This is a genomic window from Emergencia timonensis (assembly GCF_900086585.1).
GTDB lineage: Bacteria > Bacillota > Clostridia > Peptostreptococcales > Anaerovoracaceae > Senimuribacter > Senimuribacter timonensis.
This window is the reverse complement of sequence record NZ_FLKM01000008.1, coordinates 839,666-863,729: the sequence shown is the minus strand read 5'-3', so window position 1 is coordinate 863,729 and position 24,064 is coordinate 839,666. Positions and strand designations below refer to the sequence as shown.

The 24,064-nt window shown below is 46.4% G+C and carries 24 protein-coding genes and 1 riboswitch; of the genes, 6 read left to right on the top strand and 18 right to left on the bottom strand.

Features of this window, described 5'->3' with window-relative positions; all coding sequences use genetic code 11:
- Positions 1 to 59: 59 nt before the first annotated feature.
- The 6 genes from BN6539_RS05350 to BN6539_RS05325 all read right to left on the bottom strand — a co-directional run bounded on the left by BN6539_RS05350 (position 60) and on the right by BN6539_RS05325 (position 4,496).
- Positions 60 to 701 (bottom strand): HAD family hydrolase, encoded by a 642-nt coding sequence (locus tag BN6539_RS05350; RefSeq protein ID WP_067534788.1) that lies wholly within the window; start codon positions 699 to 701, stop codon positions 60 to 62.
- Positions 698 to 1,345 carry a thiamine phosphate synthase gene (thiE, locus tag BN6539_RS05345; protein ID WP_067534785.1) on the bottom strand — a complete coding sequence of 216 codons (648 nt, stop codon included), beginning with the start codon at positions 1,343 to 1,345 and terminating at the stop codon, positions 698 to 700. Before thiE ends, BN6539_RS05350 begins: the two co-directional genes overlap by 4 nt.
- Complete coding sequence (gene thiM / locus BN6539_RS05340) at positions 1,332 to 2,153, bottom strand: hydroxyethylthiazole kinase (RefSeq protein WP_067534782.1); 822 nt, start codon at positions 2,151 to 2,153, stop codon at positions 1,332 to 1,334. The genes thiE and thiM overlap by 14 nt, the downstream gene beginning before the upstream one ends.
- A gap of 120 nt (positions 2,154 to 2,273) precedes the next feature.
- A riboswitch (TPP riboswitch) is annotated at positions 2,274 to 2,383 on the bottom strand.
- A 137-nt stretch (positions 2,384 to 2,520) separates the two neighbouring features.
- Entirely contained in the window at positions 2,521 to 2,718 is a 198-nt protein-coding gene (locus tag BN6539_RS22700; RefSeq protein WP_067534779.1) for a hypothetical protein, read from the bottom strand.
- A 237-nt stretch (positions 2,719 to 2,955) separates the two neighbouring features.
- Positions 2,956 to 3,519, bottom strand: coding sequence for a cysteine hydrolase family protein (locus BN6539_RS05330; RefSeq protein ID WP_067534776.1), 564 nt, complete (start codon positions 3,517 to 3,519; stop codon positions 2,956 to 2,958).
- A gap of 68 nt (positions 3,520 to 3,587) precedes the next feature.
- Complete coding sequence (locus tag BN6539_RS05325; protein ID WP_242869375.1) at positions 3,588 to 4,496, bottom strand: LysR family transcriptional regulator; 909 nt, start codon at positions 4,494 to 4,496, stop codon at positions 3,588 to 3,590.
- A gap of 121 nt (positions 4,497 to 4,617) precedes the next feature.
- On the opposite strand from BN6539_RS05325, the gene BN6539_RS05320 reads away from it, so the two are divergent.
- Positions 4,618 to 6,063, top strand: a complete 1,446-nt coding sequence (locus BN6539_RS05320; RefSeq protein WP_067534770.1) for a pyridoxal phosphate-dependent decarboxylase family protein — start codon at positions 4,618 to 4,620, stop codon at positions 6,061 to 6,063.
- A complete protein-coding gene (locus BN6539_RS05315; RefSeq protein WP_067534767.1) occupies positions 6,060 to 6,251 on the top strand; it encodes a hypothetical protein in 192 nt (63 codons plus the stop codon). Before BN6539_RS05320 ends, BN6539_RS05315 begins: the two co-directional genes overlap by 4 nt.
- A gap of 84 nt (positions 6,252 to 6,335) precedes the next feature.
- Here BN6539_RS05315 and BN6539_RS05310 read toward each other — a convergent pair whose 3' ends face one another.
- From BN6539_RS05310 to BN6539_RS05290, 5 genes are all read right to left on the bottom strand, one after another.
- Positions 6,336 to 7,742, bottom strand: a complete 1,407-nt coding sequence (locus BN6539_RS05310) for an alanine/glycine:cation symporter family protein (RefSeq protein ID WP_067534764.1) — start codon at positions 7,740 to 7,742, stop codon at positions 6,336 to 6,338.
- Between the two features lie 315 nt (positions 7,743 to 8,057).
- Positions 8,058 to 11,555: a M14 family zinc carboxypeptidase gene (locus BN6539_RS05305; RefSeq protein WP_067534760.1), complete on the bottom strand. Its 3,498-nt coding sequence runs from the start codon at positions 11,553 to 11,555 to the stop codon at positions 8,058 to 8,060.
- Between the two features lie 208 nt (positions 11,556 to 11,763).
- The gene (locus BN6539_RS05300) at positions 11,764 to 12,201 is read right to left on the bottom strand and encodes an Rrf2 family transcriptional regulator (RefSeq protein ID WP_074038067.1); all 438 of its coding nucleotides are present in this window, start codon (positions 12,199 to 12,201) and stop codon (positions 11,764 to 11,766) included.
- Entirely contained in the window at positions 12,198 to 12,857 is a 660-nt protein-coding gene (locus tag BN6539_RS05295) for a DUF1638 domain-containing protein (protein ID WP_067534757.1), read from the bottom strand. Before BN6539_RS05295 ends, BN6539_RS05300 begins: the two co-directional genes overlap by 4 nt.
- A 77-nt stretch (positions 12,858 to 12,934) precedes the next feature.
- Entirely contained in the window at positions 12,935 to 14,317 is a 1,383-nt protein-coding gene (locus BN6539_RS05290) for an MATE family efflux transporter (protein WP_067534754.1), read from the bottom strand.
- Positions 14,318 to 14,700: 383 nt separating this feature from the next.
- On the opposite strand from BN6539_RS05290, the gene BN6539_RS05285 reads away from it, so the two are divergent.
- The 3 genes from BN6539_RS05285 (at position 14,701) to BN6539_RS05275 (ending at position 16,304) form a co-directional block, all read left to right on the top strand.
- Entirely contained in the window at positions 14,701 to 15,606 is a 906-nt protein-coding gene (locus BN6539_RS05285) for a helix-turn-helix transcriptional regulator (RefSeq protein ID WP_067534751.1), read from the top strand.
- A gap of 98 nt (positions 15,607 to 15,704) precedes the next feature.
- Positions 15,705 to 15,968, top strand: a complete 264-nt coding sequence (locus BN6539_RS05280) for a DUF3795 domain-containing protein (protein WP_330385055.1) — start codon at positions 15,705 to 15,707, stop codon at positions 15,966 to 15,968.
- Between the two features lie 9 nt (positions 15,969 to 15,977).
- Positions 15,978 to 16,304, top strand: a complete 327-nt coding sequence (locus BN6539_RS05275; RefSeq protein WP_067538091.1) for a TfoX/Sxy family protein — start codon at positions 15,978 to 15,980, stop codon at positions 16,302 to 16,304.
- A 157-nt stretch (positions 16,305 to 16,461) separates the two neighbouring features.
- Here BN6539_RS05275 and BN6539_RS05270 read toward each other — a convergent pair whose 3' ends face one another.
- Positions 16,462 to 17,064 (bottom strand): recombinase family protein, encoded by a 603-nt coding sequence (locus BN6539_RS05270; RefSeq protein ID WP_067534748.1) that lies wholly within the window; start codon positions 17,062 to 17,064, stop codon positions 16,462 to 16,464.
- A gap of 250 nt (positions 17,065 to 17,314) precedes the next feature.
- On the opposite strand from BN6539_RS05270, the gene BN6539_RS05265 reads away from it, so the two are divergent.
- Complete coding sequence (locus BN6539_RS05265) at positions 17,315 to 19,702, top strand: hypothetical protein (protein ID WP_067534745.1); 2,388 nt, start codon at positions 17,315 to 17,317, stop codon at positions 19,700 to 19,702.
- 199 nt (positions 19,703 to 19,901) lie between these two features.
- Here BN6539_RS05265 and BN6539_RS05255 read toward each other — a convergent pair whose 3' ends face one another.
- The 6 genes from BN6539_RS05255 to BN6539_RS05230 all read right to left on the bottom strand — a co-directional run bounded on the left by BN6539_RS05255 (position 19,902) and on the right by BN6539_RS05230 (position 24,059).
- Entirely contained in the window at positions 19,902 to 20,816 is a 915-nt protein-coding gene (locus BN6539_RS05255) for a precorrin-6B methylase (protein WP_067534739.1), read from the bottom strand.
- A gap of 165 nt (positions 20,817 to 20,981) precedes the next feature.
- On the bottom strand, positions 20,982 to 21,647 hold the full coding sequence (locus BN6539_RS05250) for a CatA-like O-acetyltransferase (RefSeq protein ID WP_330385054.1): 666 nt from the start codon (positions 21,645 to 21,647) through the stop codon (positions 20,982 to 20,984).
- An 88-nt stretch (positions 21,648 to 21,735) separates the two neighbouring features.
- On the bottom strand, positions 21,736 to 22,410 hold the full coding sequence (locus BN6539_RS05245) for a FadR/GntR family transcriptional regulator (RefSeq protein ID WP_067534733.1): 675 nt from the start codon (positions 22,408 to 22,410) through the stop codon (positions 21,736 to 21,738).
- 12 nt (positions 22,411 to 22,422) lie between these two features.
- Positions 22,423 to 22,920 (bottom strand): pyridoxamine 5'-phosphate oxidase family protein, encoded by a 498-nt coding sequence (locus BN6539_RS05240; protein WP_067534730.1) that lies wholly within the window; start codon positions 22,918 to 22,920, stop codon positions 22,423 to 22,425.
- Positions 22,921 to 23,155: 235 nt separating this feature from the next.
- Positions 23,156 to 23,620, bottom strand: a complete 465-nt coding sequence (locus BN6539_RS05235) for a hypothetical protein (protein WP_082907361.1) — start codon at positions 23,618 to 23,620, stop codon at positions 23,156 to 23,158.
- A 169-nt stretch (positions 23,621 to 23,789) separates the two neighbouring features.
- The gene (locus tag BN6539_RS05230) at positions 23,790 to 24,059 is read right to left on the bottom strand and encodes a hypothetical protein (protein WP_067534727.1); all 270 of its coding nucleotides are present in this window, start codon (positions 24,057 to 24,059) and stop codon (positions 23,790 to 23,792) included.
- Between the last annotated feature and the right edge of the window lie 5 nt (positions 24,060 to 24,064).

Below are 24,064 nucleotides of genomic sequence, written 5' to 3'. Positions count from 1 at the left end.
AACAGACTGCAAGAGCGACAGAAAGTGGTGCCCCCAGTCTACCGCCGTGGAAACCTGGTTTATACCAGGGTGAATTCGGTCAGATCTCTTACATAGACATCTGCGTACCGTTTAATTTCTTCTTGATCCGCCTCACTGACCTTGTCATAAACGCCAACGATTTTAAAGCCCTCCGCCTTGGCGGTTTTGATTGAGTAGAGGCCGTCCTCAAAGAGCCAGGTATCTTCAATCGGTGTACCCAATTCCGCAATGGCCTCAAAAAAAATCTTCGGGTTGGATTTGCTGGCGCCTACTTCGCCGCAGGTCAGAATGATATCAAAATAATCCTTGTATCCCAGCCGTTCAAAAGCTGCCTCGATACAGTACTTCTCAGTAGATGTGGCAATGGCCATGGGAATTTCCGCCGCCTTCATACGCTCCAAAAGTTCTCGCGCCCCGGGCTTGAACCCGGCGTCCGCAAAATAATGACCTTCCACGATACCGTTGATGCCCTTGGCGATTTCCCGGCAGGACTGCGTCAGACCGTAAGTTTCTTTCAAATATACTGCGCCCATGTCTACTGTCATGGCAAACAATTTGTTGCCCAGCCCTTCTTCTGCTTCGATACCCAGCGATGCCAGATAATTGGCACCCGAATTGGTCCAGATCGGCATGGTGTCCAGCAGCGTGCCGTCCACATCAAAAATTGCCCCTCTTATCATTTCTTTTCCACCATTTCTTTCGTCACTGCTCTCAGACGCATTGTCGCCTTCTCAATGTCCTTCTGCCCAAAGATGGCGCTGATAACAGCAATTCCACAGATTCCGCTGCCGGAAAGTTCCGGCGTATTTTCCTCTGTTATGCCTCCGATGGCGATGACCGGTATATTTACGGCATCGCAGATGGCCCTTAAGGTGTCGTGTGGAACCTCATCAGCATCATCCTTTGATCCCGTTGGAAAAACCGCTCCTACGCCTAAATAGTCCGCTCCTTGGGCCTCCGCCAGTTTTGCCTGTTCCACAGTATGGGCCGACACGCCCAGAATCTTATCCGGGCCAATCTTCGCTCTGACATCACCAGCCTCCATATCGCTTTGTCCCACGTGCACACCGTCGGCATCCATGGACACAGCGATATCCACGTTATCGTTGATGACAAAAGGCACAGTGTAGCGGGCGCATAAGGCCTTGATTTCTCTCGCTTCTTCTATGAACGCTTCTTCTTCCAGGTTCTTCTCTCGCAGCTGCATAAAAGTCGCCCCGCCCTTCAGTGCTTTTTCTACCACACTGTAGAGAGTCTCGTCTTTCGCCAGCCAATGCCGGTCTGTCACTGCATAGAGCAGCAGATCCTTCTTATCTAATTTCATATTTCGCCCCTTCTTCTAACTGTGCGCCGTCCATATTATAGATGGCGTCGATGATTTTGTTGCGGTACGTCGCGTTGCCGTCGCCTTCTTCCAGGCGCGCATAAGCGATTTCACCGGCAAGCCCCATGGCGCAGACTGCAGCCGCCGCTGCTTCTAACGGTTCCTCCGGGTTCGCTACGAGGAAAGCGCACATCAAAGCAGACAGCTGGCAGCCAGTTCCCGTAATCAGCCCCATTTCCGGTCTGCCGTTCCTGATGACATAGCATTTGCTTTCATCGGCCACCAGGTCAATAGCTCCGGTGATGGCGATAATGCTGCCCGTCTTTGCAGCAAAAGCCTTGGCGAATTCGATGGTCTGCTCCAAGGTTTCTTCTGTCACCGCATCTGCTACATCAGCGTCTACGCCTTTGGTGGTTCCCTCACCAGTTGCCAGGGTCTTGATTTCTGAGATGTTTCCGCGAATTGCGTCAAAATGAATTTCGTCCATCAGTTTGTATGCGGTCTGGGTTCTAATGGTACTTGCCCCGGCGCCTACGGGGTCCAAAAGCACTTTATGTCCCAGCTCATTGGCTTTTTTGCCGGCCGCAAACATGGAAGGAATGGTATTTTTGTTCAGGGTTCCGATATTGATAGCGAGCCCGCCGCAGATTGCTGTGATTTCCGGCGCGTCGTCGATGTCGTCAGCCATAATCGGGCTGCCGCCACAGGCAAGCAGGACGTTAGCCACATCGTTAACCGTCACATAGTTGGTAATGTTGTGTACCAGTGCACCGTCCGCTCTCAAATGGTCAAATCTTTCTTTTAACATGGTTTTCCTCTCCTTTTCATTAGGTGTTTAACAAGCCACATTTGCACAGGAAAATTAGCATGTGACTAGAAGCAGAACAAAAACTGCGTATTCGCCAAACCCCTGGCAAATACGCAGTTTAAAAGTCACGTAATATTTCCCTACGTTGGCATTATCCAAATCAGGTTATGGGTAAAAGCCATACAGCTTACTCTCAGCCCGCTTTCGCGCAGGCTCCCCTTGAATATGTTTCTATTATACAACGATGTCCTAAAAATGCAACCTCTATCGAAGGATTATTCACTGCAAGTCCATGAAACAAGACTCATACTTTGTGACCAGGTCTATTGAACACAGATATTTCGATTACGTATTCGGGCTACTAAATTTATAATATCTCCTTTTGTATAATGAAGGCGCGCAATTTATTTTGTGCCATTACCGGGAAGGACAATTGCTCCGGTTCTGCTTCAAAAACGATAAGGTTATGCTTTTTGGGAACATCTGCACATTCTCGCATAACCAGTTCACTGTCAGAAGGCTTCAACAGGGGGGTATATCTGGTTCCGGTTACTTTTTCTATCAAATTCTCCGATGCAAAGGCCGTCCACAATCCACAAAAGTAACCGAGCGAAGTAAATTTTTGAATTCTTCAGTGAATCATGTCTTATCTCAAGGTGTATGGATCGATATGGCGTCTGCCACCGCCGCAGCGTTATGCGAAACCTTTTGGACAGCATCAAAAAACCTAACTTTATTGTAAAGAATGCTCAATTCATACCCCCATCCCGTATACGTCCCACCAAGCAATCGCATCAAATCTTTATCGAAGGATTACCGCGCCGATTCTCTCCATATCCTCCATATTGACTCTCTGGATTTCTTCTGTATTAGAGGAACAACATCTCTCGATGACGATGGTTTTGTAGTCCAAAGCGATGGCGTCATAGCAGGTGGTGCGGACACAGTTTGGCGTGGTGGTACCGATGAGAACTACGGTGTCGATGTGAAGACGCCGCAGAATCAGATCCAGCTCTGTCTGGAAAAAGCCGCTCCAGCGAGGTTTGATGACGACGTAATCGCCAGGCTTGCGCTCAAGTCCCTCTGCCTCTTCAGCGCCTCCGATGCCTTTAGAACCATGAGCTAGAGGTCTGCCTCCCTCTTCCCAGGTCTGATAACGGGTAAACTCCACATCGCTGCCGTCAGATCTGTAGTGGCGCTTGACCCAGATGACAGGGCTGCCTGCCGTCCTCGCCTCTTCAATTGTCTTGGCACAGGCGGGCACGGTGGCTTTTGCACCTTTGACACAGAGCGGTGCACCCGGTTCTACAAAGGCTTTCTGCATGTCGATGATGATCAGCGCTGTATGATTGTTAAATAGTTCCATAATATTCTCTCCTTTTCTTCATTGTAGCACGTCTTGACCGAGCAGTTCAGTGTATTTTCAAATCATAATCAATGCGGTTCTGCGCCCGCATACTTTTTGATAAGATCAATAAAAATCTTCATCTGTGGAGTGACCCATTTATTCTTATGATAAATCAACTGGCTCCACATCTGAATAACCGGAATATCGGTAGATATGATAGCTAAATTCCCTGCCTCGAGGTGTTCCTGCACCAGGTACTGTGGCAGAAAAGAAATGCCTGCCTTTTGCTGCAGAAGCTTTATGATGACATCCGTATCCCCAATTTCTAAAAAAGGATGTAACTCCAACCCCTGTGCTGCCAACAACTGTTCCAGATCATCACAGTAGCTGACACCCCTTGTCGTGAGAATCATCGGCTCCTCGAGGAGCCGTTCAATGGGCACGTCCTCTTTGTCCGCCAGCGGATGGGAAGGGTAGGTAACAAAGATGATGGTTTCCGGCCGCTCAAATACCTTGATCCAGTCTGGAGAATAAATCTTTCGATCCAGAAAATAAAGGAAATCAACGTCATTCTGCCGCATCATATCTAACAATTCTGTGACGCGTCTCGATGTCTCAATACTGGTCTCTATCTGTGGACACAGGGTTCTGAATTCCAGCAGGACCGGAGGCAGCACGCCCATCGACAATGATGCAATGGAACCGATGCGTAGTTTCCCGGCGGGGGTCTCCTCTTTATGGACAAAGGTGCTTGCGTCCTCTGCAGCCTTCATCACCTTCATTCCATGGTCCATAAACTGCATGCCGTGTTCTGTTAATTTGATATGTTTCCCAATTCGATCAAAGAGCTGCGTTCCCAGCTCTTCTTCCAGCTGCTTGATCTGCACCGTAACCGCTGCCTGAGAATAACCCATCTGCTCTGCAGCCTTTGTAAAACTCTGCAGCTCAGCCACTCGTAAAAATGTCCTGATGTTCCTGATCTCCAATTTTCTCACCCATTATTTTTTTTAAATCATTCTATAAAAACCATTAGTTTTACAAATTCATGTTCTCATGGTATCTTAAATTTAGAAAGAAGTCAATGCATTGCTTCCAAATTTTCAAGGAGTTAATAATATGGAGCAAAAACAACAACTACAACAAGAACCATTGCTCAACGCGATGATTAAATTCGTACAGTCTTATATGGACGTACAAAGTGATATCAAGTCCAACAAGATCATGCAGACTGCCAGCAATGAGACCATTGCAAAGCTGCGTCTCTGCGGAATCCCCAGAAAAGGACGGGCCGTAGAAGCTGTCATGGACGAAATGGTGGAGGATGTTTACGCCAATCAAGTAATCATGCAGCACCCTCGCTGGTTCGGATTCGTACCCAGCCCAGCTTCACTGCTCTCATGGCTCGGTGACATTATGACCAGTGCTTACGACCCTCATGCAGGCAGCTGGATGCAGTCATCAGCCGCAGCCTGCATTGAGCAGGAGGTTATCGCCTGGATGTGCAGGCAGGCAGGTTATCCCGATACCAGCGGCGGCTTATTTGTTTCTGGCGGCTCTATGGCAAATCTCACAGCCCTCACTGCTGCCAGAAATGCAAAGCTGTCAGAGTTTCAATATCCCCTGGGGACAGCCTATGTCTCAGAGCAGACCCATTCTTCTGTATCGAAGGGCTTGCGCATTATCGGACTGAGGACAGATCAAATCAGAAAAATCCCAACAGATTCTGATTTCCGCATAAATATCACTCTGCTGAAACATGCTGTGTCAGAAGATCTTGCAGCGGGTAAAATTCCATTTGCAGTGATTGCCAACGCTGGAAGTACCAATACTGGAAGTATCGATCCTTTTAACGAAATCGCAGCTCTCTGTGAGAAACATCATATCTGGATGCATGTAGACGGCGCATACGGCGCATCTGTGCTGGCCTCTTCTAAATATCGGCATCGTCTGCAGGGAATCGAACGAGCAGACAGTATCAGCTGGGATGCGCATAAGTGGCTGCTGCAGACTTACAGCTGCAGCGCCATTCTCGTAAAAGACAAAAAGACTTTGACAGACAGTTTCCATACTTGTCCGGAATATCTCAAAGATGCCGCTGCAAATGACGAACAAGTTAACTATTGGGACTACGGACCTGAATTAACCAGGCCGGCTCGCAGCTTAAAGCTATGGCTGACGTTACAAGTCTTGGGAACAGATACAATCAGTGATATCGTCGAACACGGTTTTCAGTTAGCCCAATGGGCGGAGGATGAAATTAGGAAACATCCACGCTGGGAAGTCATATGTCCGGCACAGCAGGCGATTGTCAATTTCCGCTATGCACCTCCCGGCCTCTCCGAAATAGAAATCGATGCCCTCAACCAGCAAATTTCAAAAGAGATGCTGCAAGATGGCTATGCCGGAGTTCTGACAACAGAACTGAATGGCAGAAAAGTCTTGAGAATCTGTGCACTTCATCCTGAGGCAAATGAAACAGATATGCGAACTACTGTACAGCTTCTCGACAAAATTGCCCGCAAGTTAACGATAGAATTCGAAAGAGAAAGGAATGCATCATGAAAAACAATACCTCTATATATGCCTGGACCATGTTGATAAGTTTGATTGTCGTCGTAACAGTAACTTTCATAATCTGTCTTGCAGAAGTCAGTAAAACAGTCAGCTATCTTCTGTTTGCAGTAGATATTGCCGCTGCAATTGTCTTCACGGTCTGCCCCGTACGGATCACAAGAGCATCAGCAAGGTGACAATGATAAATCCTAATAAATTGAATAAATGCATAAGAAAAAGACGCTGCCACATTGGAGCGTCTTTTTCCATTTATAAATCTTCTATTTCCAAACGTCAGTATTGTGAAGTCCGATGCTGGCAGCCTTAAATACAGGATTCCTGCCTTCCCGCTTCTGGGAAACATAGTCGTCCAGTGCTTTGATGGCGATGCCGCCGAGGCAGAACATAGCGATGATGTTCACAAGCGCCATACCGGCCATCAAAATATCAGCCATATTCCAGGCGATTTCCAGGTTTGCATTGGCGCCGACAAATACCATCAGCACTGCCAAAATTCTGAATACAGTGAGAAACAATTTGTTCTCGCTGATAAATTTGATGTTGAACTCCGCATAAAAGTAATTTCCGATGAGGGATGTAAAGGCAAACAACGCCACAGATACAGTAATGATGCCTACGCCCACCTCTCCGAACATGGACTGTACAGACTGCTGTACCAGCGGAATGCCGTTCAAATCGCCGCCTACCGTATACTGTCCTGTACAGAGCACGATAAATACCGTCGTAGAGCAGATGACGATGGTGTCGATAAATACAGAGATGACCTGAACAAGCCCCTGTTTGACAGGGTGGCTGACATCTGCAGACGCCGCAGCATTTGGGGCGGAGCCCATACCTGCTTCATTGCTGAACAGTCCTCTCTTCACGCCCCAGACCATACAGGAACCGGCAAACCCGCCGAAAATCGATTTGAAATCAAAAGCCTGTCTGAAAATCTCGCCAAAAATTGCAGGCAGCTCTCCCACATGGGCAAAGGTGATGATCAGCCCAATCATGATATAAATGCATGCCATGATGGGAACTAAAATAGAGGATACGATACTGATTTTCTGTGCGCCTCCAAAAAACAGGAATGCAGAAATCAAAGCCAGTATACCGCCTGCGATTAACGCCGCCATCTGGTAATTGCCGCCTACATAATGTTCTAAAGACGAAGCGATGTTATAAGACTGCAGCCCGTTGAATCCAAAGGCAAAAGTCAGAACCAGTATTACAGCAAAAAGAACGCCCAGCCATCTTGCGTTCATCGCTCTTTCAATGTAGTATGCAGGCCCTCCTTTATAAATTTCGCCTTCTTTCTGCTTATAAATCTGCGCTAAGGTCGATTCGATAAAGGCTGACGCTGAACCGATGATGGCCATGATCCACATCCAGAATACCGCACCCGGACCGCCGGCAACAATGGCAGTTGCAACACCGGAAATATTGCCCGTACCTACCCTGGATGCAGTAGCGATCATCAAAGCTCTAAAAGATGAAATTCCGCCGTCGTGGCTCTTCTCTGTCAAAACTCTGATTCCTTCCGGAAACAATCTAAGCTGCACAAATTTTGTACGAACTGTAAAAAACAAGCCTGTGACAATCAACAGCCAAAAAAGAACGTTACTGTAGATCCAACCGTCTACCTCGTCTGACCACGCCGTAAAGGCATCAATAAATCTCTCCATATAGTTTGTCCTCTCCTCATTCAATTCTAAATACATCCTAAATATATTGTGTGTTTCTTTATAACGATTCTGTCAAAACAGCTCGATAATTATACCACGAATGTTCCACTGCCTAAATAATCAGAGTTCGTGATTCAATGAACGCTTCCTTGCAGCAGAATGGCAACGCCGTAAGACGAACGGAATCATTATATCATATGGCAATTCTTCATACAACAAAAATGTTTTTTTATTGTTTACTGTCTTCAAAAAAACAAAATAGCAGGGAGCCGGCGATTGTCCGCCGGCTCCCTGCCGCTGTCATATATCTTATTTCTATTTATAGACTCTGTTCGCCTGGTTGGACCATTTAGTGTAATAAGTCTTTCCGTCAATCTTTCTCACACCGCGAACTTTGTAGTAGTAACGAGTTCCTTTCTTCAGACTCTTGCTGTCCGTGAAAGAAACGGTCTTCGCGTTCTTCGTCACATAGTACGCTTTGGTTCCATAGCTGCTCTTTTTTGTGCTTCTGTAAACCTGGTATTTATCCACCTTGTAGCTGCCGCTCTTTTTCCAGGATACTTTGATTCCCTTTTCTGCCTTTGCTGATTTTGCCGAGATCGTCGTATTCTTCACGCCTTTGATGGTCTTCGCGTTTGCAAAATCCTCACCCAGCATCTTTTCGTAGATGGCATTTGCTGCAAAACGGTAATCGTCCTGCTGGTGTGCTTTGTTGGTCAAAGTGTTGGCAAACAGGGTGACCTTCATGCCATTCTTCGCATAGTCGATGGCCTGTACTGTATTCTTGTACTTTTCGATATGTGCAGAAGACATGAAGCCTTCAATCGGATAATCGGACGTGGTCTTGACCAGAACTTTGGCGCCCTCTGGAACGCTGGTAATGTAGTTGCCGCCGTATCCGTACATGATAAAGTCTTTTTCTTTTTTATATTTTGCTGTAATCAAGCTGTCGCTTTCGTAAGTCACAGTGGTCAGGGCGTCATAACCGCCTCCGTCCACATATTCCACGCCGATACCCATAGCCTTGGCAGCCTTCAGGGCGTTTGCCGTGTAGCCGACATAAGGTTTGCCCTCTTTTACCAGATTTATTTCTGCATCTGTCAGGCTGCGGTTTCCAACGATGACATCAGCCTTCGCAGGATCGCTGACGATGGTGAATCCCATCTGCTTTCCATAGGCAAAGAGATCCCATCCGAGGCTGGTATTCAGTCTGTCAGAGTAGTTTTTCACGCCGTAGGCTCCCTGTTCGTTGGACTCAAACGGTGATGCTGTTCTGCCAGGAATGTAAACCTTTACAGACTTCTTGATGACCTTTGCCTTCGGCGCTGTCTTTACAGAGTATCCTTTCAGGATGTACTGATTCTTTACAGAATTGAAATCTGCCGTGGATACCAGGAACTCTCCTTTGTAAGTGCCTGACGTTACCATTCCAACAGATTTGCCTTTCTTGAGCAGCGCGTTGACCACCTGAATTGCATCGACACTGTTGTTCCTCAAAATCGTATAGTTTCCGCTGCCGGATTTTGCAGATTTGATGGTCGGCGCTTTGGTGACAGACTGCATGTTCGAAGATTTGATCGCGCCTTTCTTGGTGATGACGGCCATGTCGAAACCTCTTAACTGGGAGAACGCAGTCAGCGGTTCGGAGTAGAGATCGTTCCAATCGGTGATAACCACGTTGGTGTAAAGGGCTGCATTAGCCATATTCCGCTTGGCCTGATGCATGTCTACGACGATAGAACCTTTCACATAGGTAACGCCGTTGATTTTCACATCCGCCGTCAATTTTTTCAGTTTGACGTCGTTTCTCAGCAGATATTCTACCATCTCTTTTGCAGCTTTCATATCCTGCTGCTTGGAGGATGTCATCGGAATGATGTAATATTCCGGGAAGAAGTTATCGTTTTCCTTATACTTCTTACGGAATACGTCTGCTTCTGCTCCGATTTCGTCGCTCTGGCTCACATACCAAGGACGAATGGCATCAGAGTCGATGTTTTCCATTCCTCTGCGGTAAAATTCCAGTTGATTTGTAAACATCCGGTCTTTGTTCTCTGCTACGAAGGCTGCGTTGCCGATGAAACCATATTTGATGGCATCGACAGCTTCCTGGCTTCCATAGGGAACTTCAACCGTAAATGCATTCACGCCATGGAGGAATGCGTACTGCGGCGTATAGCTTGTGGACATGTCGTCAAATGGAATCCAGTTCTTCTTTCCGCTCTTATCTACTTCCAGATAATCGCGCATCGGAACCTGGAAACTGTTGATCTTCTCGTTGTTTGCGATTGCTGTAGAACCGAAGTTCTCTCCCTGTGCCAACGCGGTATCCATAAACAGATCGTATTCTGCATTTGGCTCGTGGGTCGGCGAACAAGGCTCTACCTGGAACTGCTCATAGAATCCATGGATTTCGTGGAAAGAAACCGGGTTCCACTTCGCGATCAAAGCAGTCATCGCCTGGGTTTCTGCCTGGGTCTGATAAGTATTGTCTCTGTTCAGGTCAAAATAGTTAGAATTGGTACGGGTGAAGTTGGTTCTTCCGTCAACGTTTTCTGACGGTACTACGATAAAGAAAATATCATCGAGAACGTCTTTCACATTGAGGTCAGTGTCTTTCATGTTGTAGTATTTTGCCATCTCTTCATCTGTCATATTTACCGTTGCATCGCTGGTTCTCGAATAGGAGGACGCGCCGGATGATGATGACGTTGGCTCAACTTTACCATTACCGCGGATGTAACCGACACCCGTCACTTTGTCTTTGATCAGTTCAGACCACACTTTGCCCCTCTCTGCCATTTCTGATTTCACAGCGGCAGTTCCGGCGCTTGTCAGTCCTGTAATCTTGGTATATGGGATTTTGCCGTCGCCTTCAGCAGCTTCTACCAGCGCTTCAACAAAATCGAGGCAAGAATCCGGCCCGATGATTTCATCTGCATGGACATTGCTGTACATCACCGGCACTTTGTACTTGAGGCTTCCGTTTTTGATTTCAGACTGCACTTTAGCAGGCTCCGACTCCGCTCTCTTTGACAATGCCTGAGAGTTGGACAGATCGCTCGATGAAGCTGAAACAAAGATGGCTCTCATCGGATATCCTGCGGAGGAAGTGCCGATTTGTTCTACTTTGCCATAAATGCCTGCTGCGTTGGCTCTTGCTGCCAGCTCGTCCATCTTCTTGTCAACCTGGCTCTGTGTGTAGAAAGAATCGTATGGTCTGACCCATACAGAAGTTTCACCCAGCTTCACATCGCCGTTAGTACAGGCGAGAGTGTATTCGCCAGTATAGTCCAGAACTTTGTTCCTGACTACCTTGCGGCCTCTTCCGTCAACACCGTTATAACCGAACATGGTCTTCGCATCAAAGGATAGCTGCAGATACACGGCATCCCCCTCGGCCACTGCGGTCTGTTTGATGTTTTCGAAAAGCGGTCCCCGTTCCTGAGCCTCTGTCTTTTCGCACTTCCAATCCTCCAGCTTGCCGCCCAGATACTGGTATGGGAACATCGATGCGTCCTGCATCCCTGCACCCCTGCTCAGCGTCCACTGAAAGGCTCCGTCTGTGATTGCTTTTTCAAGTTCTTCCTTAGTCATATCCACTTTTACTTTTGCCGTGAAAGATCTGGCATCCAAAAGTGAAATTGCGTCTTCGCCTGCCCCTGTATTATCAAATACTATCGCGTCCTGCGGCGCGGTCTGGTCAGCGGCGAAAGCAGGAACTGCCATAACAAAAGAGGACATCACCATTGTAATGGTAAGTACCATTGTCAGGATCTTACTTCTCGTTCTTTTTCGTCTAAAACAGTCCATGTTTACCTCCATTTCAAACTAAAGTGGCAATAAAATATCACAAATAAAATATTCGTCAGCTTGAGTATAACTGCTCCATATATGCTCTGTCAATACAGAAATTTGAATTTTCCCATTATTCAGCATTCTATTACTAAAGAATGTTTATTTGCCCAAAAAACGACATTAGACGTTGGATTTCCAACGTCTAATTTGAAGCGTCCTCTATTTACTCGCGTCCGGAGCATCTCTGTATTTCTACAGTGATATCGGACAATCTGTAGCTTTCCAAAGCGTTCTCCAGTGCTCTCTGCGCCTCTGCAAAAGGCGTCTCTAAAGCACCTTGAATATTGTGGCCCACCCAGCATTTCTCGGACGGGTTTTGATGTACGTCAAAGATGACCTCATCTTCTTCCCTTACTGCTTTGTAGATGTCTAAAAGGGAAATTTCTTCAGCGTCTTTTGCAAGACTGAGACCGGCAACACCAGCCCTTGCACAGATGAGTCCCGCCGTTTTCAGTTGGGAAGACAGCCTTCTGACGACTACCGGATTTGTACCCACACTCTTTGCGATGAGCTCTGAGGTAGACGGCATCGTGTCGTCCACGTTCAGGGCAGCGACTGCCAGGATATGGATCGCCATCGGAAATTTGGTGTTGATTCTCACAGCACAAAATCCTCCTCTCTGAATATATCGCCTGCTTCCCCGATCAGAAATTGATGATCCCATCTGCCTGAGACCAGTTTTTCCAGCAAAAGATTGCTGCCCTCCACATAACAGATCGGGCACTGGATCAAATCCGCATTTGCCTTTGCTCTTGTCACATAATCGCTACTGTAGCAGTCGTACACGCCCGTATCGATGATATCCACGCTCTGATAGGACTCAAACCATATATCAAAAACCATCAGACCCTTTTTCTCACCGTATCGCTCCACTAATCGATTCCTTATATTTATGATGGACAAATCACTGTCTACGGTATCGGTCAGATACATATGACCGCTCCTCTTGAGATTGGGATGCCATTTTTCATCGGTGTGCATCAGCAGCGTGATGCAGTCATCTACCTTGGGCATGATCACTCTTACCGGCAACGGTCTCTCGGACACGGAACCGCCGCAAAGGCCCATGGACAAAAGCACCGTGTCCACCTGCTCGGGCAAATTCTTCATCGCTTCAAAGACAGCAGCCCGCATCTCTTTCGGTTCTGCATGAAGTCTGCTGTCGAGTTCGTAAACTTCGTATGCGGTATTCTCCTTTTTCTGTGCAGCATCGACATGTCTCCTGAGAGAACTGCAGGTCATAATAATCCCAGCCATATGCGCCTCCTTATCCTGTAATCATTATAGTTACAGGTTTTAGAATTGTCAAGGAGAATTGTCAGTATCCCCTTTCGTTAAAGCAGCCTAGCCACAGCCTGTTCGCGCAGTCTCTTTCTTACAATCAGGAATGTGATGACATGGGCGGTCAGTGTCAATATCCAGGTAAGGGGATATGTGAGGAAAAGCATGTTCATAGTATGAAATTTTGGTATCTGAAAGATGGTTGCAAGCCATATGATTCTGATGCCACAAACGCCTACCAGGGAGACCAGCATCGGTGTAACGGAACAGCCCATTCCTCGGAGGGAGCCCACCATGACATCCATGGCACCACAAAGAGCATAGGTCATAGCGATAATTTTCAGCCTCTCCATGCCGGCGTCAATGACCGCGTCGCTAGGCGAGTAAATACTCAATAACGTTCGGCCGAAAGTCACCGTCAGCAGTCCCAAACCTAACCCTACCGCAACAACACAGAGCTCGCCCCTGGTAATCACCTTGTCAATCCGCTTGATCCGCCTTGCGCCTACATTCTGACTGGTAAAGGAAATGGTCGCCTGGTAAAAGGCATTCATGGCAAAATAGATGAATCCTTCCAAATTTGCCGCTGCTGAATTTCCCGCAACGATAATAGCGCCAAAGGAGTTTACAGAGGCCTGGATCAGTACATTGGTCAGAGAAAAAATCACACCCTGTACGCCGGCCGGCAGCCCAATTTGGAATATAGCCGCCAATTTATCTTTGTGAATACGCAAATCCCGCGGAACCACGCGAATCCCACTGTCTACCTTGGTCAGACAGCGAAAGATCAATATCGCCGAAACCCACTGTGAAATAGCAGTCGCCATGCCTACACCAGCCACATCCATTTTCAGTACGATGACAAAAAACAGGTTCAGCACCACGTTGATGACGCCCGAAAAGGCCAGATAATACAGCGGTCTGCGTGTATCTCCCACGGCCCGCAAGATTGCGCTGCCGAAGTTATAGACCATCATGCCAGTCATTCCGAGGAAGTATACCCGCAGATAGGTAGCCGCAAGATCCATGACTTCTTCTGGGGCTTTCATCCAGAGTAAGACCTGTCTGGCTCCGATGAGTCCCAAAATAGTGAGCAGAATGCCGCTAATGATACTGAGCGTCATAGCGGTATGTACCGTGTCTTTCAGTTCTCGTTCTCTCTTTGCACCGTAATACTTGGCAACAGTGACATTGGCGCCGATGGACAGCCCAATAAACAGATTAGTCATCAGCGTAATCAGAGAGGTGTTTGACCCCACTGCCGCCAAAGAGTTATCTCCTGCAAAACGTCCGACTACGATGATGTCTGCCGCGTTAAACAATAGCTGCAGAATACTGGAGCACATCAGAGGCAGAGAAAACATCAGCATCTTCTTCAGTACTGGTCCTCTGACCATATCAATTTCAAATGATTTCTTTTGTCGTTCTTCTTCCATAAAGTCCTCTCAAATTTCATTCAGTTTCTTAATCTAATCTCTATACGCCTCTAGCATTATATTCCTCTGATTCCAAAGATACAAGAGCAGTAACAATATTTACTTTGTATACTTGTCAGCGCTGCATCCCTCTCCCTTCGTCAGTCCGCCAAACTCCCTCTTGTAGTCCGCAATCGTCTTGGTTCCCAGAAATGTCTTGCACATTTTTTCCGCCGTGCTCCTTTGCAGACTATGCAGACTGCCTGCCATCAAAGAACGCCCTTAGACGCGCAATAAGACCTACTGATTCTTCTTGTCTGGCTCGGGCAGGGCATGTATAATATGATTAAATATTATTAACAGGGACACCAAAATAAGATCATCCTGCCAGGGAGGATAACAACATGAAAATCGATCGCCTGATCGGCATCATTACAATTTTATTGCAGCAAGATAAGATCACTGCGCCGGAGCTGGCGGAGCGTTTTGAAGTGTCCAGGCGAACCATCAATCGGGATATTGAAGATATCTGCAAGGCTGGTATCCCTTTGATTACCCATCAGGGATATGGCGGCGGCATCTCCATCGCAGACGGGTATAAAATTGACAAATCTCTGTTTACAGAAGACGAACTGCAAACTATACTAGCCGGGCTGAAGGGGATCGATACAGTATCTCGCGCCTCAAATCAGGCAAAACTTCTCGACAAGTTCTCTAGCAAAGAGCATCGAGTCTCCCCAAAGGATACGATTATCATCGACTTGGCTTCACATTATCAAATCCCACTCACCCAGAAAATTGAAGCGATCAAACAGGCTATTTCCACGCAAAATATCATTAGATTTCAGTATTATTATCAAAAGGGAGAGCAGAGACGCAAAGTCGAACCCTATCATCTGGTATTCAGATGGTCTGCCTGGTACGTCTTTGCCTACTGTCTGGATAGAATGGATTACCGTCTCTTCAAGCTGAATCGTCTCTGGGATTTAGAATTAACAGAAGAGTCCTATCTCCCCCGCACGGTTCCCGCAGTGAAGCTGAACCTGGAAAACTACTTTACCACCAACAAAATCCATCTAAAGGCCCTCTTTTCACCAGCAGCAAAATACAGGCTGATTGAAGAATATGGCATAGATTCCTTTTCTACCCGTGAAAATGGCGAGCTGCTGCTTGAACAAGATTTTGCCAGCTATGAAAACATGCGCGAGTGGGTATTCAGTTTTGGAGATCTGGTCCGTATTTTGGAGCCAGCAGACCTTCGGGACGATCGATACAGAGCCGCAAAGGCTATTTTGCAGATGGATGACTGACCGTTATTCCTCATGCACAAATAGCAGCAGAAGAGAAAGCAACATGACAGACAGTTGTCATGTTGCTTATGGTAATATAGCAGAAAAAGGAGGGAACAATGATGATAGAATCGAGATGTGGATTAAGATGCAGAGACTGCGAATATCGCGAGCAGATGAATTGCCCGGGATGTGTACATATGGACAAGCCTTTCTGGGGTGAGAGCTGTCCCATAAAGTCGTGTTGTGAACAAAAGGAGCACGACCACTGCGGACAATGCAAGGACTTTCCCTGTGCACTCCTCAATCAGTTCGCCTACGACGAAGCACAGGGCGATGATGGAAAGCGGATCGAGCAATGCAGACTTTGGTTGGAAGGGTAGGTGTCAGTCATGTCCTCAACTTTAGATTATGTAGATTACGTCTGCGATCAAATGCGCGGCGCCGGAGAAATCTCCTATAAGAAGATGTTTGGCGAGTACGGCGTTTACTGCAACGGAAAATTCATCGGCGTCATCTGCGACAATCAGCTGTACATCAAAAAGACCGAAGCAGGTGCACTGCTTTATCCAGGCTGCGAGGAAGCGCCTCCCTATGAGGGTGCCAAACCCCATTTTCTCATCGATAAAGTAGATGACTACGACCTGATGAGCCGATTTATTGCAGCAACTTACCAGGAACTGCCCATGCCCAGGCAAAAAAAGAAAAAAGGCCTATAAGGAACGTGGAAATGACGGAATCAAAGATTCCTATTTCCACATGTTGCCCGCAAGAGGCGGCGCTTGTCAAGGTACGTTCTTTGATATTTCCTACATAATAAAGAAAGGGCTTGCTTTCATACAATGCAGTATGTCTGGCAAGCCTTTTTAATCCATTTTATTCTTTATTTCTGCGTCGTACGAGCCAGCGAAGCTCCCCTTCTGTCAAATGAAGCCGTTCAGCCATCTTTTCAAAAGTTAGATGTCCGTCTTGCCATGATTTGAAGCAGGTATCAAAATCAGCAGGATAGGGCTTTCGCGGTCTGCCTAAATGCTTACCTTTCGCCCGTGCGATAGCAATACCCTCCGCCTGCCTTTGGTGGTTGAACTCCCGTTCTGCCTGTGCCACATAGGATAAAAGCTGTAGGACGATATCAGAGATGAGCGTGCCTATCAGGTCCTTGTTGGTACGGGTATCGAGAATAGGCATATCGATAATTACTATATCTGCCTTTATCTCCTTTACAATATACCGCCACTCACTTTGTATCTCCTCATAATTACGTCCCAAGCGGTCAATGGATTTTATCACAAGTACATCTCCTTTTTTCAGCTTCTTCCGCATATTTTGGTAACTTGGGCGGTTGAAGTCCCTGCCGGATACCTTGTCAGTATAGATATGCTTTTCCACAATACCCCAGCGCACCAACTCCTGTCTTTGACGCTCTACATTCTGCTCCACGCTTGATACTCTCATGTAGCCATAAAACTGTTGTTCCATAAAATAAAAACACCTCCTGTGTCTGTATACAAGAGGAATCTTAGGGAAACTGTCTGGTTTTGTAAAGGTATGCCTTTAAGCAACTATTTTGCATGACTAACTGCCACTTTATATTTTACACTGTTTGAAAGAGGAAACAAGCGAGTTTTTATGCTTTATAGTGAAATTGGGATGATGAGGTAAAGGTATACTTTTTTACAAACGGTGCTGTATGAGTAATACAGATCAAACGAAAGGAGAACGAGAAGGAATGATAAAGAAATGGATGAAAAAGGGAGGTGCATGTCTGCTGGCAGTTATGATGATGCTCCCTCTTATTCCCGCGACGGATGTTCATGCGGAAGCAGCGGATTCAAATCAAATCTGGGTAAATGGTACTAATATCATAACTGCTGCAGACAACGCTGTACAGTGCGGAGACGGTACAGCGGTTTACGAGCCTGCAGAAGGAACCCTTACATTGACCAATGCAGTTATCAACGCCGGTGGACCGGATAATGGACCAACGTTCTATGGAATAAATGTTGGAATCAGAGCAAACTGTAACTTGAATATCGTCCTTGTTGGGGAAAATGTGATTGGCGACGGCGAAAATACGGCTCTTGGCGGAGGAATTATGACAGACGGCACACTGCATATTTCCGGTTCTGGAAATTTGAACATCAACACAAACCGTTCAAATCGAGCTACAACACATGACGCCCTAGACGCAAACGGGGCAGTCTCAATCAAGGATGCTGTCCTGACCATCAAAGATTGGGCTGCGAGCAGATTCTCTTCTGATAATATTTACTTCTCAAGCGCGGGCATCCGCTCTGCGTCGACAATTATACTTGATGCAGTTACAATTACAGGAGAAAATTTAGATTCCATTGCCGTTATACCAGATCAAAATATAACGATTAAAAACTCCAAAATGGAAGTAACAAATTCTTTGCAAGCGATAAATACTAGCGGAGTTGTTACAATCACAGACAGCAGCATCACCGGTTCTGTTACACCTGCAGGTACACCGGGCATTCCTAGCTATTATTATGATACCGCCATTGCAGGAAGCAGTGTAACATTCGATCATTCAACTGTCAATCTGGACACTGTTCAAAGCAATGCAATTTTTGCAGACGATACGCTTACGATAAAAAACAACTCATCAATAACGGCTAAAAGTGTATGGCCCACATTAAACAGCAAGAATGCTATTGAGATTTCAGATAGCATTGTAAAGGTGGAAAGTAAAAGTGGAGAGGAAAACGCTATTTTGGCTACTAACGCGCTGACCATACGAAATGCAGACGTTACAGCGAAGAGTTACTATCCTGCATTGTTCAGCGGGAGCACACTGGAAATTGCAGATAGTACCGTAAAAGCAGAATCGACTGCAGATCTGGGAATTTGGTCAAAGGGTTCTCTGGCTATTAAAGGGGATTCTGATGTTGTGGCAACGGGTACCTCCGGCAGTATCGGCGCCTTAACATCTGCCACGGTTACTCCGTCAGCAGGCAAGAAAGTCGAAATTTTCGTCGGAAATGATAGAGACAGCGCCGCAGCTGTTGAAAATTCTCCATTCGCAGGAGAAACCGACATATCTGCATATAAAACGAATACCTATTTCCGTAGTAAAGTAAAGGCCGTTCCCCCAGTAGGCGGTGGCGGTACAGTAATGCCGAATGACAACGTTACCAACAATGTGACAGAGAAGACCACGACAGCAGACATAACGACTACGTCTGGAACGGACGGTAAGGCGACCGCAACCGTTGACAAAATTACCGCTGACAAGATCGTGGACAAGGCTGTTACAAACGAGTCTAAAGAAGTTATCATCGATGCGACCACGACAAAAGCAGACGCTAAGGCTGCAGAGATCAAACTCCCCGCAGAAACAGTCAAGGCTCTCGTTGAAAAGACCAGTGCAGACATAATCTTCAAAACGGATACAGCGGAGGTCGTTTTTGACCAGAAGGCGGCAGAAGCAATAGCAGAGAAAACAACCACGGGCACTGTCTCCATCATCGTGGAAAAGGTAAAAGAAGACGACACTCAGGTTCAGGTTAAGCTGAAGGTCTTAACGGAAAACGGCAGCATCACCGACTTCAAGGGCGGCAATGTAAAAGTAACCTTAGCGTTTCCAGCAGTCTTGAAGGACAAGAAAGTCGTATGCGTATACATTGATGATGAAGGCGTATACCACAAAGTTGACGGCACCAAAAACGTTGACGGTACTTATACCTTCAGCACAGGACATTTCTCAGCCTATGCCATCCTGGCAGCAGAAGAGGCTGACAAGATCCTCGCAGAGCAGGAGAAAGCAAGACTCAGCAGAATCAAAGCTGGCGTGAAAGCTACGACCATCAAGGCGTGGTCGTCTGCCAAGAAGAATTCCATCACTGTCAAGTGGAAGAAATCTGCCGGTTACAAAGTGGACTACTATCAGGTATTCCGTTCCACAAAGAAAAACAGCGGATATGGAAAAGAAGCATTTTATACCACAAAGAAAGGCACTCAGAGGAGTTACAAAAATACGAAGGCTTTGAAAAAAGGCACCAGATACTACTACAAAGTAAGAGGTGTCAGAAAAATCGACGGTGGAAAAGTTTATACCAAGTGGTCCAACAAGGCGGTCAGAATCGCTAAATAGGAAAGATCCACGCTATGAATAGACCTGCAGGCTTAGTTCTGCGGGTTTTCCTTTGCTCTTCACGACAAGAACTCTTAAATTTCTCGGATAGTCAAATTCTTTTGCCAGGGAATATCGCATATGGAAAATGTAAAGAAAAAGCAGATACTTTCATACCTGCTTTTTTACTGCCAGGAGCGAAGCCTCAACTCCGCTCTGATTAAATATTTTTTGTTTCCGCTTTGCCGGAGATGATCCACGGCGCAGGCTGCAGGTCAAAGGCATTTTTCGGTCCCAGTTTTGACACCGCGATCTGAATGACCTCTGCCTCTTTGATGCCGTACCGTTCAAGCAAGCTGCACATGTTGCCTGCGACTACGAAATCCAACGTGTAGACGACGATATTAATCAGCGGATTCAGCTTGAGCAGGCACTCGATTTCCTGCTCCATGCTGGCAGAAGCCACCAGGAATGCGACCGAAGGCACTGGCATATCTTTCAGAGCCTCCTCATCTACATGGTCGATGACGGTGACATTGCGCAGGTCAAAATAACCGATGTTATCCTCCATGGCATCCCGTTCTTTCTGGTTATATTCAACAGCGATGACTGTACCTTCACTTGCCATAAAAGCCGCTTCAAGGGCGATGCTTTCGCCATTGATGACACAGACCGTGTCCTCATGACTGATGTGCATTTTGCTCAGAATGACAGACCGAATCTCGCTGCCCATGCGGCGCGACGAGCCCTGGCGGAAATTCAAACTGTCCAGCCCCAGCTTATAGGTATTGCGGGCATTTGGATTGACCACCAGCATCCCGGCAGATTCGTTGATGCCCCGGTTAATCATGTCGCTGACCTTGTCGTGCTTGATCTCTCCGGTCGGCTCGGACCCCTCGTTGTACCAGACTTCGCAGTCCCCTAATCCGGCGTTCCACATGTGATAAAAGATTTCCGGATCTCCAGCCTCCATAAAAGCCAGCACCGCTTTGTGCGACTCTACGGTCGGTATCAGATTTTTGTTTCTCTTCGTAATATCCATCATCTTGATCTGCTCCAGATCCACAGGTGTGTTCTCTGCAAAATACTGAAGCCAAGACAAAATTATCTCATTTGTAAAAAGTTGTTTTTCCATAAGCTCATCCTTTCTCTGTCGTATGACATTCTGTCCAAAGAGCCGCAAGGCGATTTGCTAGACAGAATTTATGCTAAAGCGCCCCAGCCTACGGCTGGATTGGCGTTTGTCGTATACTTCAATTATACACAGGATTTCCGAATATTTCCACAATTTCTTGCGATTCTACGCAAATTCATCCAGGTATTTTTGCAGATGCTGCGACAATTTGCCGATGTGGATACCGTCGACAAAAGAGTGATGAACCTGGACAGAAAAAGGCAGCAAGATCTTCCCTGACCGCTCGTAGAACTTTCCCCAGTCAAATAACGGCGTCGCTTGATCCCGATTGCCGGAATCCGTATGAGAAATATGGGTAAAAGATACCCAGGGAAAAGGCGAGAACTGAAAGATATCATCAGCCATCGGCCCTGTGAAGTACACGCTCTGATTCTTCTCGATGCGTTCTGCCAGGGTGACATATGCTTCCATTGTATCCTGCATTTCAACGTTGACCACTTTGAACAATTCCGTCTCCTGCTCCAGATATGTAAAAGACGTGTTGATTTTCTCATAAATCACCGGCTTTCCCTCGTGAAACCGGTAACGAAACTCTTCAATTTCGTTGGCACACTTTGAGACGGCATAGACAAAGGCAAAGGTAAAAGAATAACCTCGTTCCCTGATTTTTGTCAAAAAGTTTGTAATATCCAGTTCAAAGCTTACGCAATACTGTGGCTGTGCACTGTTTCTGAACACTTGATAGTGAGTCGCTCTCTTCCACGACGTTAAATCAATTTCCTGCATCATCGTTCCTCCATAAATATCATTTTGATGTTTCTTTGGAGTCATTATACCTCTATGCGTCATATGATGTCAATGGGGCGTATGATGTATCGAATAAAGAGGACTTGCTTCTTCTCGCAAGTCCTCTTTCAGTCTAATCGATATGTAATTCTTTGATGGCGTGCAAAATATGGATTTTCATAGCATTTTTTGCCCCCTCGGCATTGCGCTGCTGCAGGAATTCCATAATCGTTCTGTGGTCATTCAGCGTATCGTCAATGGCCTTGTCACTCTGTTCTGAGAGAGTGACACCCTTTGAGATCGCCTGAAAGAGAATCGGCATCAATTGATTCATGAACTCGTTGTGTGTCGCCTGGGCGATGGCTTTGTGAAAAGCCTGCTCGTTCTCAGTCCGATCCTGCTCTGCGCGGATCTGTTCTTCTACTTTCCGTCCATATTCCAAAATCCGTCTTATTTCGGTCTCCGTTCCACGCTCTGCTGCTAAATAAGCTGCTTCCGGCTCAAAGATCAGACGCATCTCATAGAGATCTTTCGCGTTGACCTTGATGGCCGTAAGTTGCTCCATCTCCTGCTTTTGCGCCAAAGCGCCCTTGGTCACGAAAGTCCCTCTTCCCCGCTGGATTTCTACGATATCGCGGGCTGCCAGTGTTTTGATCGCCTCTCTGATTGTCGTCCGACTGACGCTTAGTTCGGCAGCAAGTTCATTTTCGTTGGGCAATTTGTCTCCGGCAGCAAATCGTTTCTCTATGGTTATCATGGAAATCAGCGTATCCGCAATACTCTGTGAAAGCATCTTGTTGTTTTTCATAAACACACGACCTTATGATTGCTTCTGTTTCGCCTTGACGAACTCGATGGCCTCTTTGCCGCTCAAGTGTTCAATGGCGATTTCTACCATGCATAGCGCCTTGAATTCTTTGTCAATTTCTGCAAGGCGTCCGGCCTCATCATCCGGCGTATACTTTGCAGCCAGCTTTTCGATGGCACTTCTCTTTTCTGCCTCTTCCTCCAGAATGCGGGCTTTTCCAAAAGCGATGACACTGCGGAAATATGTCGTATATTCTTCTGGCACGATTTTGTCCTCGTCGATGACGCAGAACGACACTTTGCTGTTTCTGGCGATGGCATCCAGCTTATGTCCGCTTTTAGCACAGTGGAAGAAGATTTTTCCATCTGCATAGACAAAGCTTACGGGTACAGCATAAGGATAATTGTCATCCCCGGAAACCGCCAGTACCCCGGACGTTGCTTTTTCTAGAACGGCGATACTGTCTTCCTGTGATAAAACCTGTTTGCTTCGACGCATGTTTCTAAACATATTGGCACCTCTTTCTTTTGATAAAATAAAACGCCTATAGTTCCTCCTTCAATGGCCTAATGGAGAGAATCATAGACGTTACCCGGCGGTAAAACAATTAATTTCGTAAATAGTATACCATGTGCATTCCGCTAAAAATGCAATCGCAGCACATGATTCAATGAACGTTTCCTTGCAGCAACGCTGTAGGATCGTGCGTTCATTATACCATATTCGATTTAAAATTCAAAGTAAATTATTCTGGTTCTATGGGCACAAAGCTGTTTTCGTAAATATCCACAAAGCCCGCTACAATATTTGCCTGCCTGTTTGTCTCTGCATCACCCGATACTGCCAGTTCGTAATCGATATAAGAACTGTAATTGCTGCGAAAGCCCATTGGCGCTCCTTCTTTCTGCATGGCCCTGATTCCGGCTTTATAGTCACTGCAAATTGCATTCATCGCTTTCCGAGGATTCTTGAATACCGCATAACCTTCTTTATTTGCACCGATGGAAAATTCTTCTCCTAAGGCTTCCCACTTTTCTATGTCTACATCGCCTTTGATATTCCTTGTTCCAGGGATATATTCCTGCGTGTAGAGCAAATCTTCTCTCGGTTCGCCTTGTATCCAGGAATACACTCGATAGACACCAAATGCAAGCAAAAGGATAAGAAGCACAATAAGAAACCCCTTGTGTTTTTTCAGAATACGCATCATGACAAGCTAACCCCCTCATAATTCATAAAACAAAGAATCATATCGATTACTTATATTATATCTTAATATTCTATAAAGTTCCAGCAAATCGGAAAGCGTTTTCTGAAAGTTTTACAGACGATTAGCGCAAAAAAAGACACGGACGCTGAAATATCAACGCCCGTTTTGTTCAATTCATCAAGATCTGTACACCTTCCGTGACGGCCCAAGCCACGAGCAGCACGGCATTCACTATCGTCAGACCATTTAAGAAGCGGTTATCAAATTTGCCTTTTTTCCCAAATAGAACCATGCTGGCACAGGCGAGAACAACAATCTGCCTGCCATAGTGGGCAATATTGCTTTCATAGCCTCTGTACAGGGAAAAATAGTACCCGATAAATGTAAGACTCAGTGCGACCAGCACGATACCCTGAAATACTTTTGATTTTGAATTCATAGTTC

Bases quoted from the DNA above. Each gene is read 5' to 3' on its own strand.
- BN6539_RS05350 (WP_067534788.1), bottom strand. From the start codon at position 701: ATGATAAGAGGGGCAATTTTTGATGTGGACGGCACGCTGCTGGACACC.
- thiE (WP_067534785.1), bottom strand. From the start codon at position 1,345: ATGAAATTAGATAAGAAGGATCTGCTGCTCTATGCAGTGACAGACCGG.
- thiM (WP_067534782.1), bottom strand. From the start codon at position 2,153: ATGTTAAAAGAAAGATTTGACCATTTGAGAGCGGACGGTGCACTGGTA.
- BN6539_RS05330 (WP_067534776.1), bottom strand. From the start codon at position 3,519: ATGGAACTATTTAACAATCATACAGCGCTGATCATCATCGACATGCAG.
- BN6539_RS05320 (WP_067534770.1), top strand. From the start codon at position 4,618: ATGGAGCAAAAACAACAACTACAACAAGAACCATTGCTCAACGCGATG.
- BN6539_RS05315 (WP_067534767.1), top strand. From the start codon at position 6,060: ATGAAAAACAATACCTCTATATATGCCTGGACCATGTTGATAAGTTTG.
- BN6539_RS05310 (WP_067534764.1), bottom strand. From the start codon at position 7,742: ATGGAGAGATTTATTGATGCCTTTACGGCGTGGTCAGACGAGGTAGAC.
- BN6539_RS05305 (WP_067534760.1), bottom strand. From the start codon at position 11,555: ATGGACTGTTTTAGACGAAAAAGAACGAGAAGTAAGATCCTGACAATG.
- BN6539_RS05295 (WP_067534757.1), bottom strand. From the start codon at position 12,857: ATGGCTGGGATTATTATGACCTGCAGTTCTCTCAGGAGACATGTCGAT.
- BN6539_RS05290 (WP_067534754.1), bottom strand. From the start codon at position 14,317: ATGGAAGAAGAACGACAAAAGAAATCATTTGAAATTGATATGGTCAGA.
- BN6539_RS05285 (WP_067534751.1), top strand. From the start codon at position 14,701: ATGAAAATCGATCGCCTGATCGGCATCATTACAATTTTATTGCAGCAA.
- BN6539_RS05280 (WP_330385055.1), top strand. From the start codon at position 15,705: ATGATGATAGAATCGAGATGTGGATTAAGATGCAGAGACTGCGAATAT.
- BN6539_RS05275 (WP_067538091.1), top strand. From the start codon at position 15,978: ATGTCCTCAACTTTAGATTATGTAGATTACGTCTGCGATCAAATGCGC.
- BN6539_RS05270 (WP_067534748.1), bottom strand. From the start codon at position 17,064: ATGGAACAACAGTTTTATGGCTACATGAGAGTATCAAGCGTGGAGCAG.
- BN6539_RS05265 (WP_067534745.1), top strand. From the start codon at position 17,315: ATGATAAAGAAATGGATGAAAAAGGGAGGTGCATGTCTGCTGGCAGTT.
- BN6539_RS05255 (WP_067534739.1), bottom strand. From the start codon at position 20,816: ATGGAAAAACAACTTTTTACAAATGAGATAATTTTGTCTTGGCTTCAG.
- BN6539_RS05250 (WP_330385054.1), bottom strand. From the start codon at position 21,647: ATGACTCCAAAGAAACATCAAAATGATATTTATGGAGGAACGATGATG.
- BN6539_RS05245 (WP_067534733.1), bottom strand. From the start codon at position 22,410: ATGAAAAACAACAAGATGCTTTCACAGAGTATTGCGGATACGCTGATT.
- BN6539_RS05240 (WP_067534730.1), bottom strand. From the start codon at position 22,920: ATGTTTAGAAACATGCGTCGAAGCAAACAGGTTTTATCACAGGAAGAC.
- BN6539_RS05235 (WP_082907361.1), bottom strand. From the start codon at position 23,620: ATGATGCGTATTCTGAAAAAACACAAGGGGTTTCTTATTGTGCTTCTT.
- BN6539_RS05230 (WP_067534727.1), bottom strand. From the start codon at position 24,059: ATGAATTCAAAATCAAAAGTATTTCAGGGTATCGTGCTGGTCGCACTG.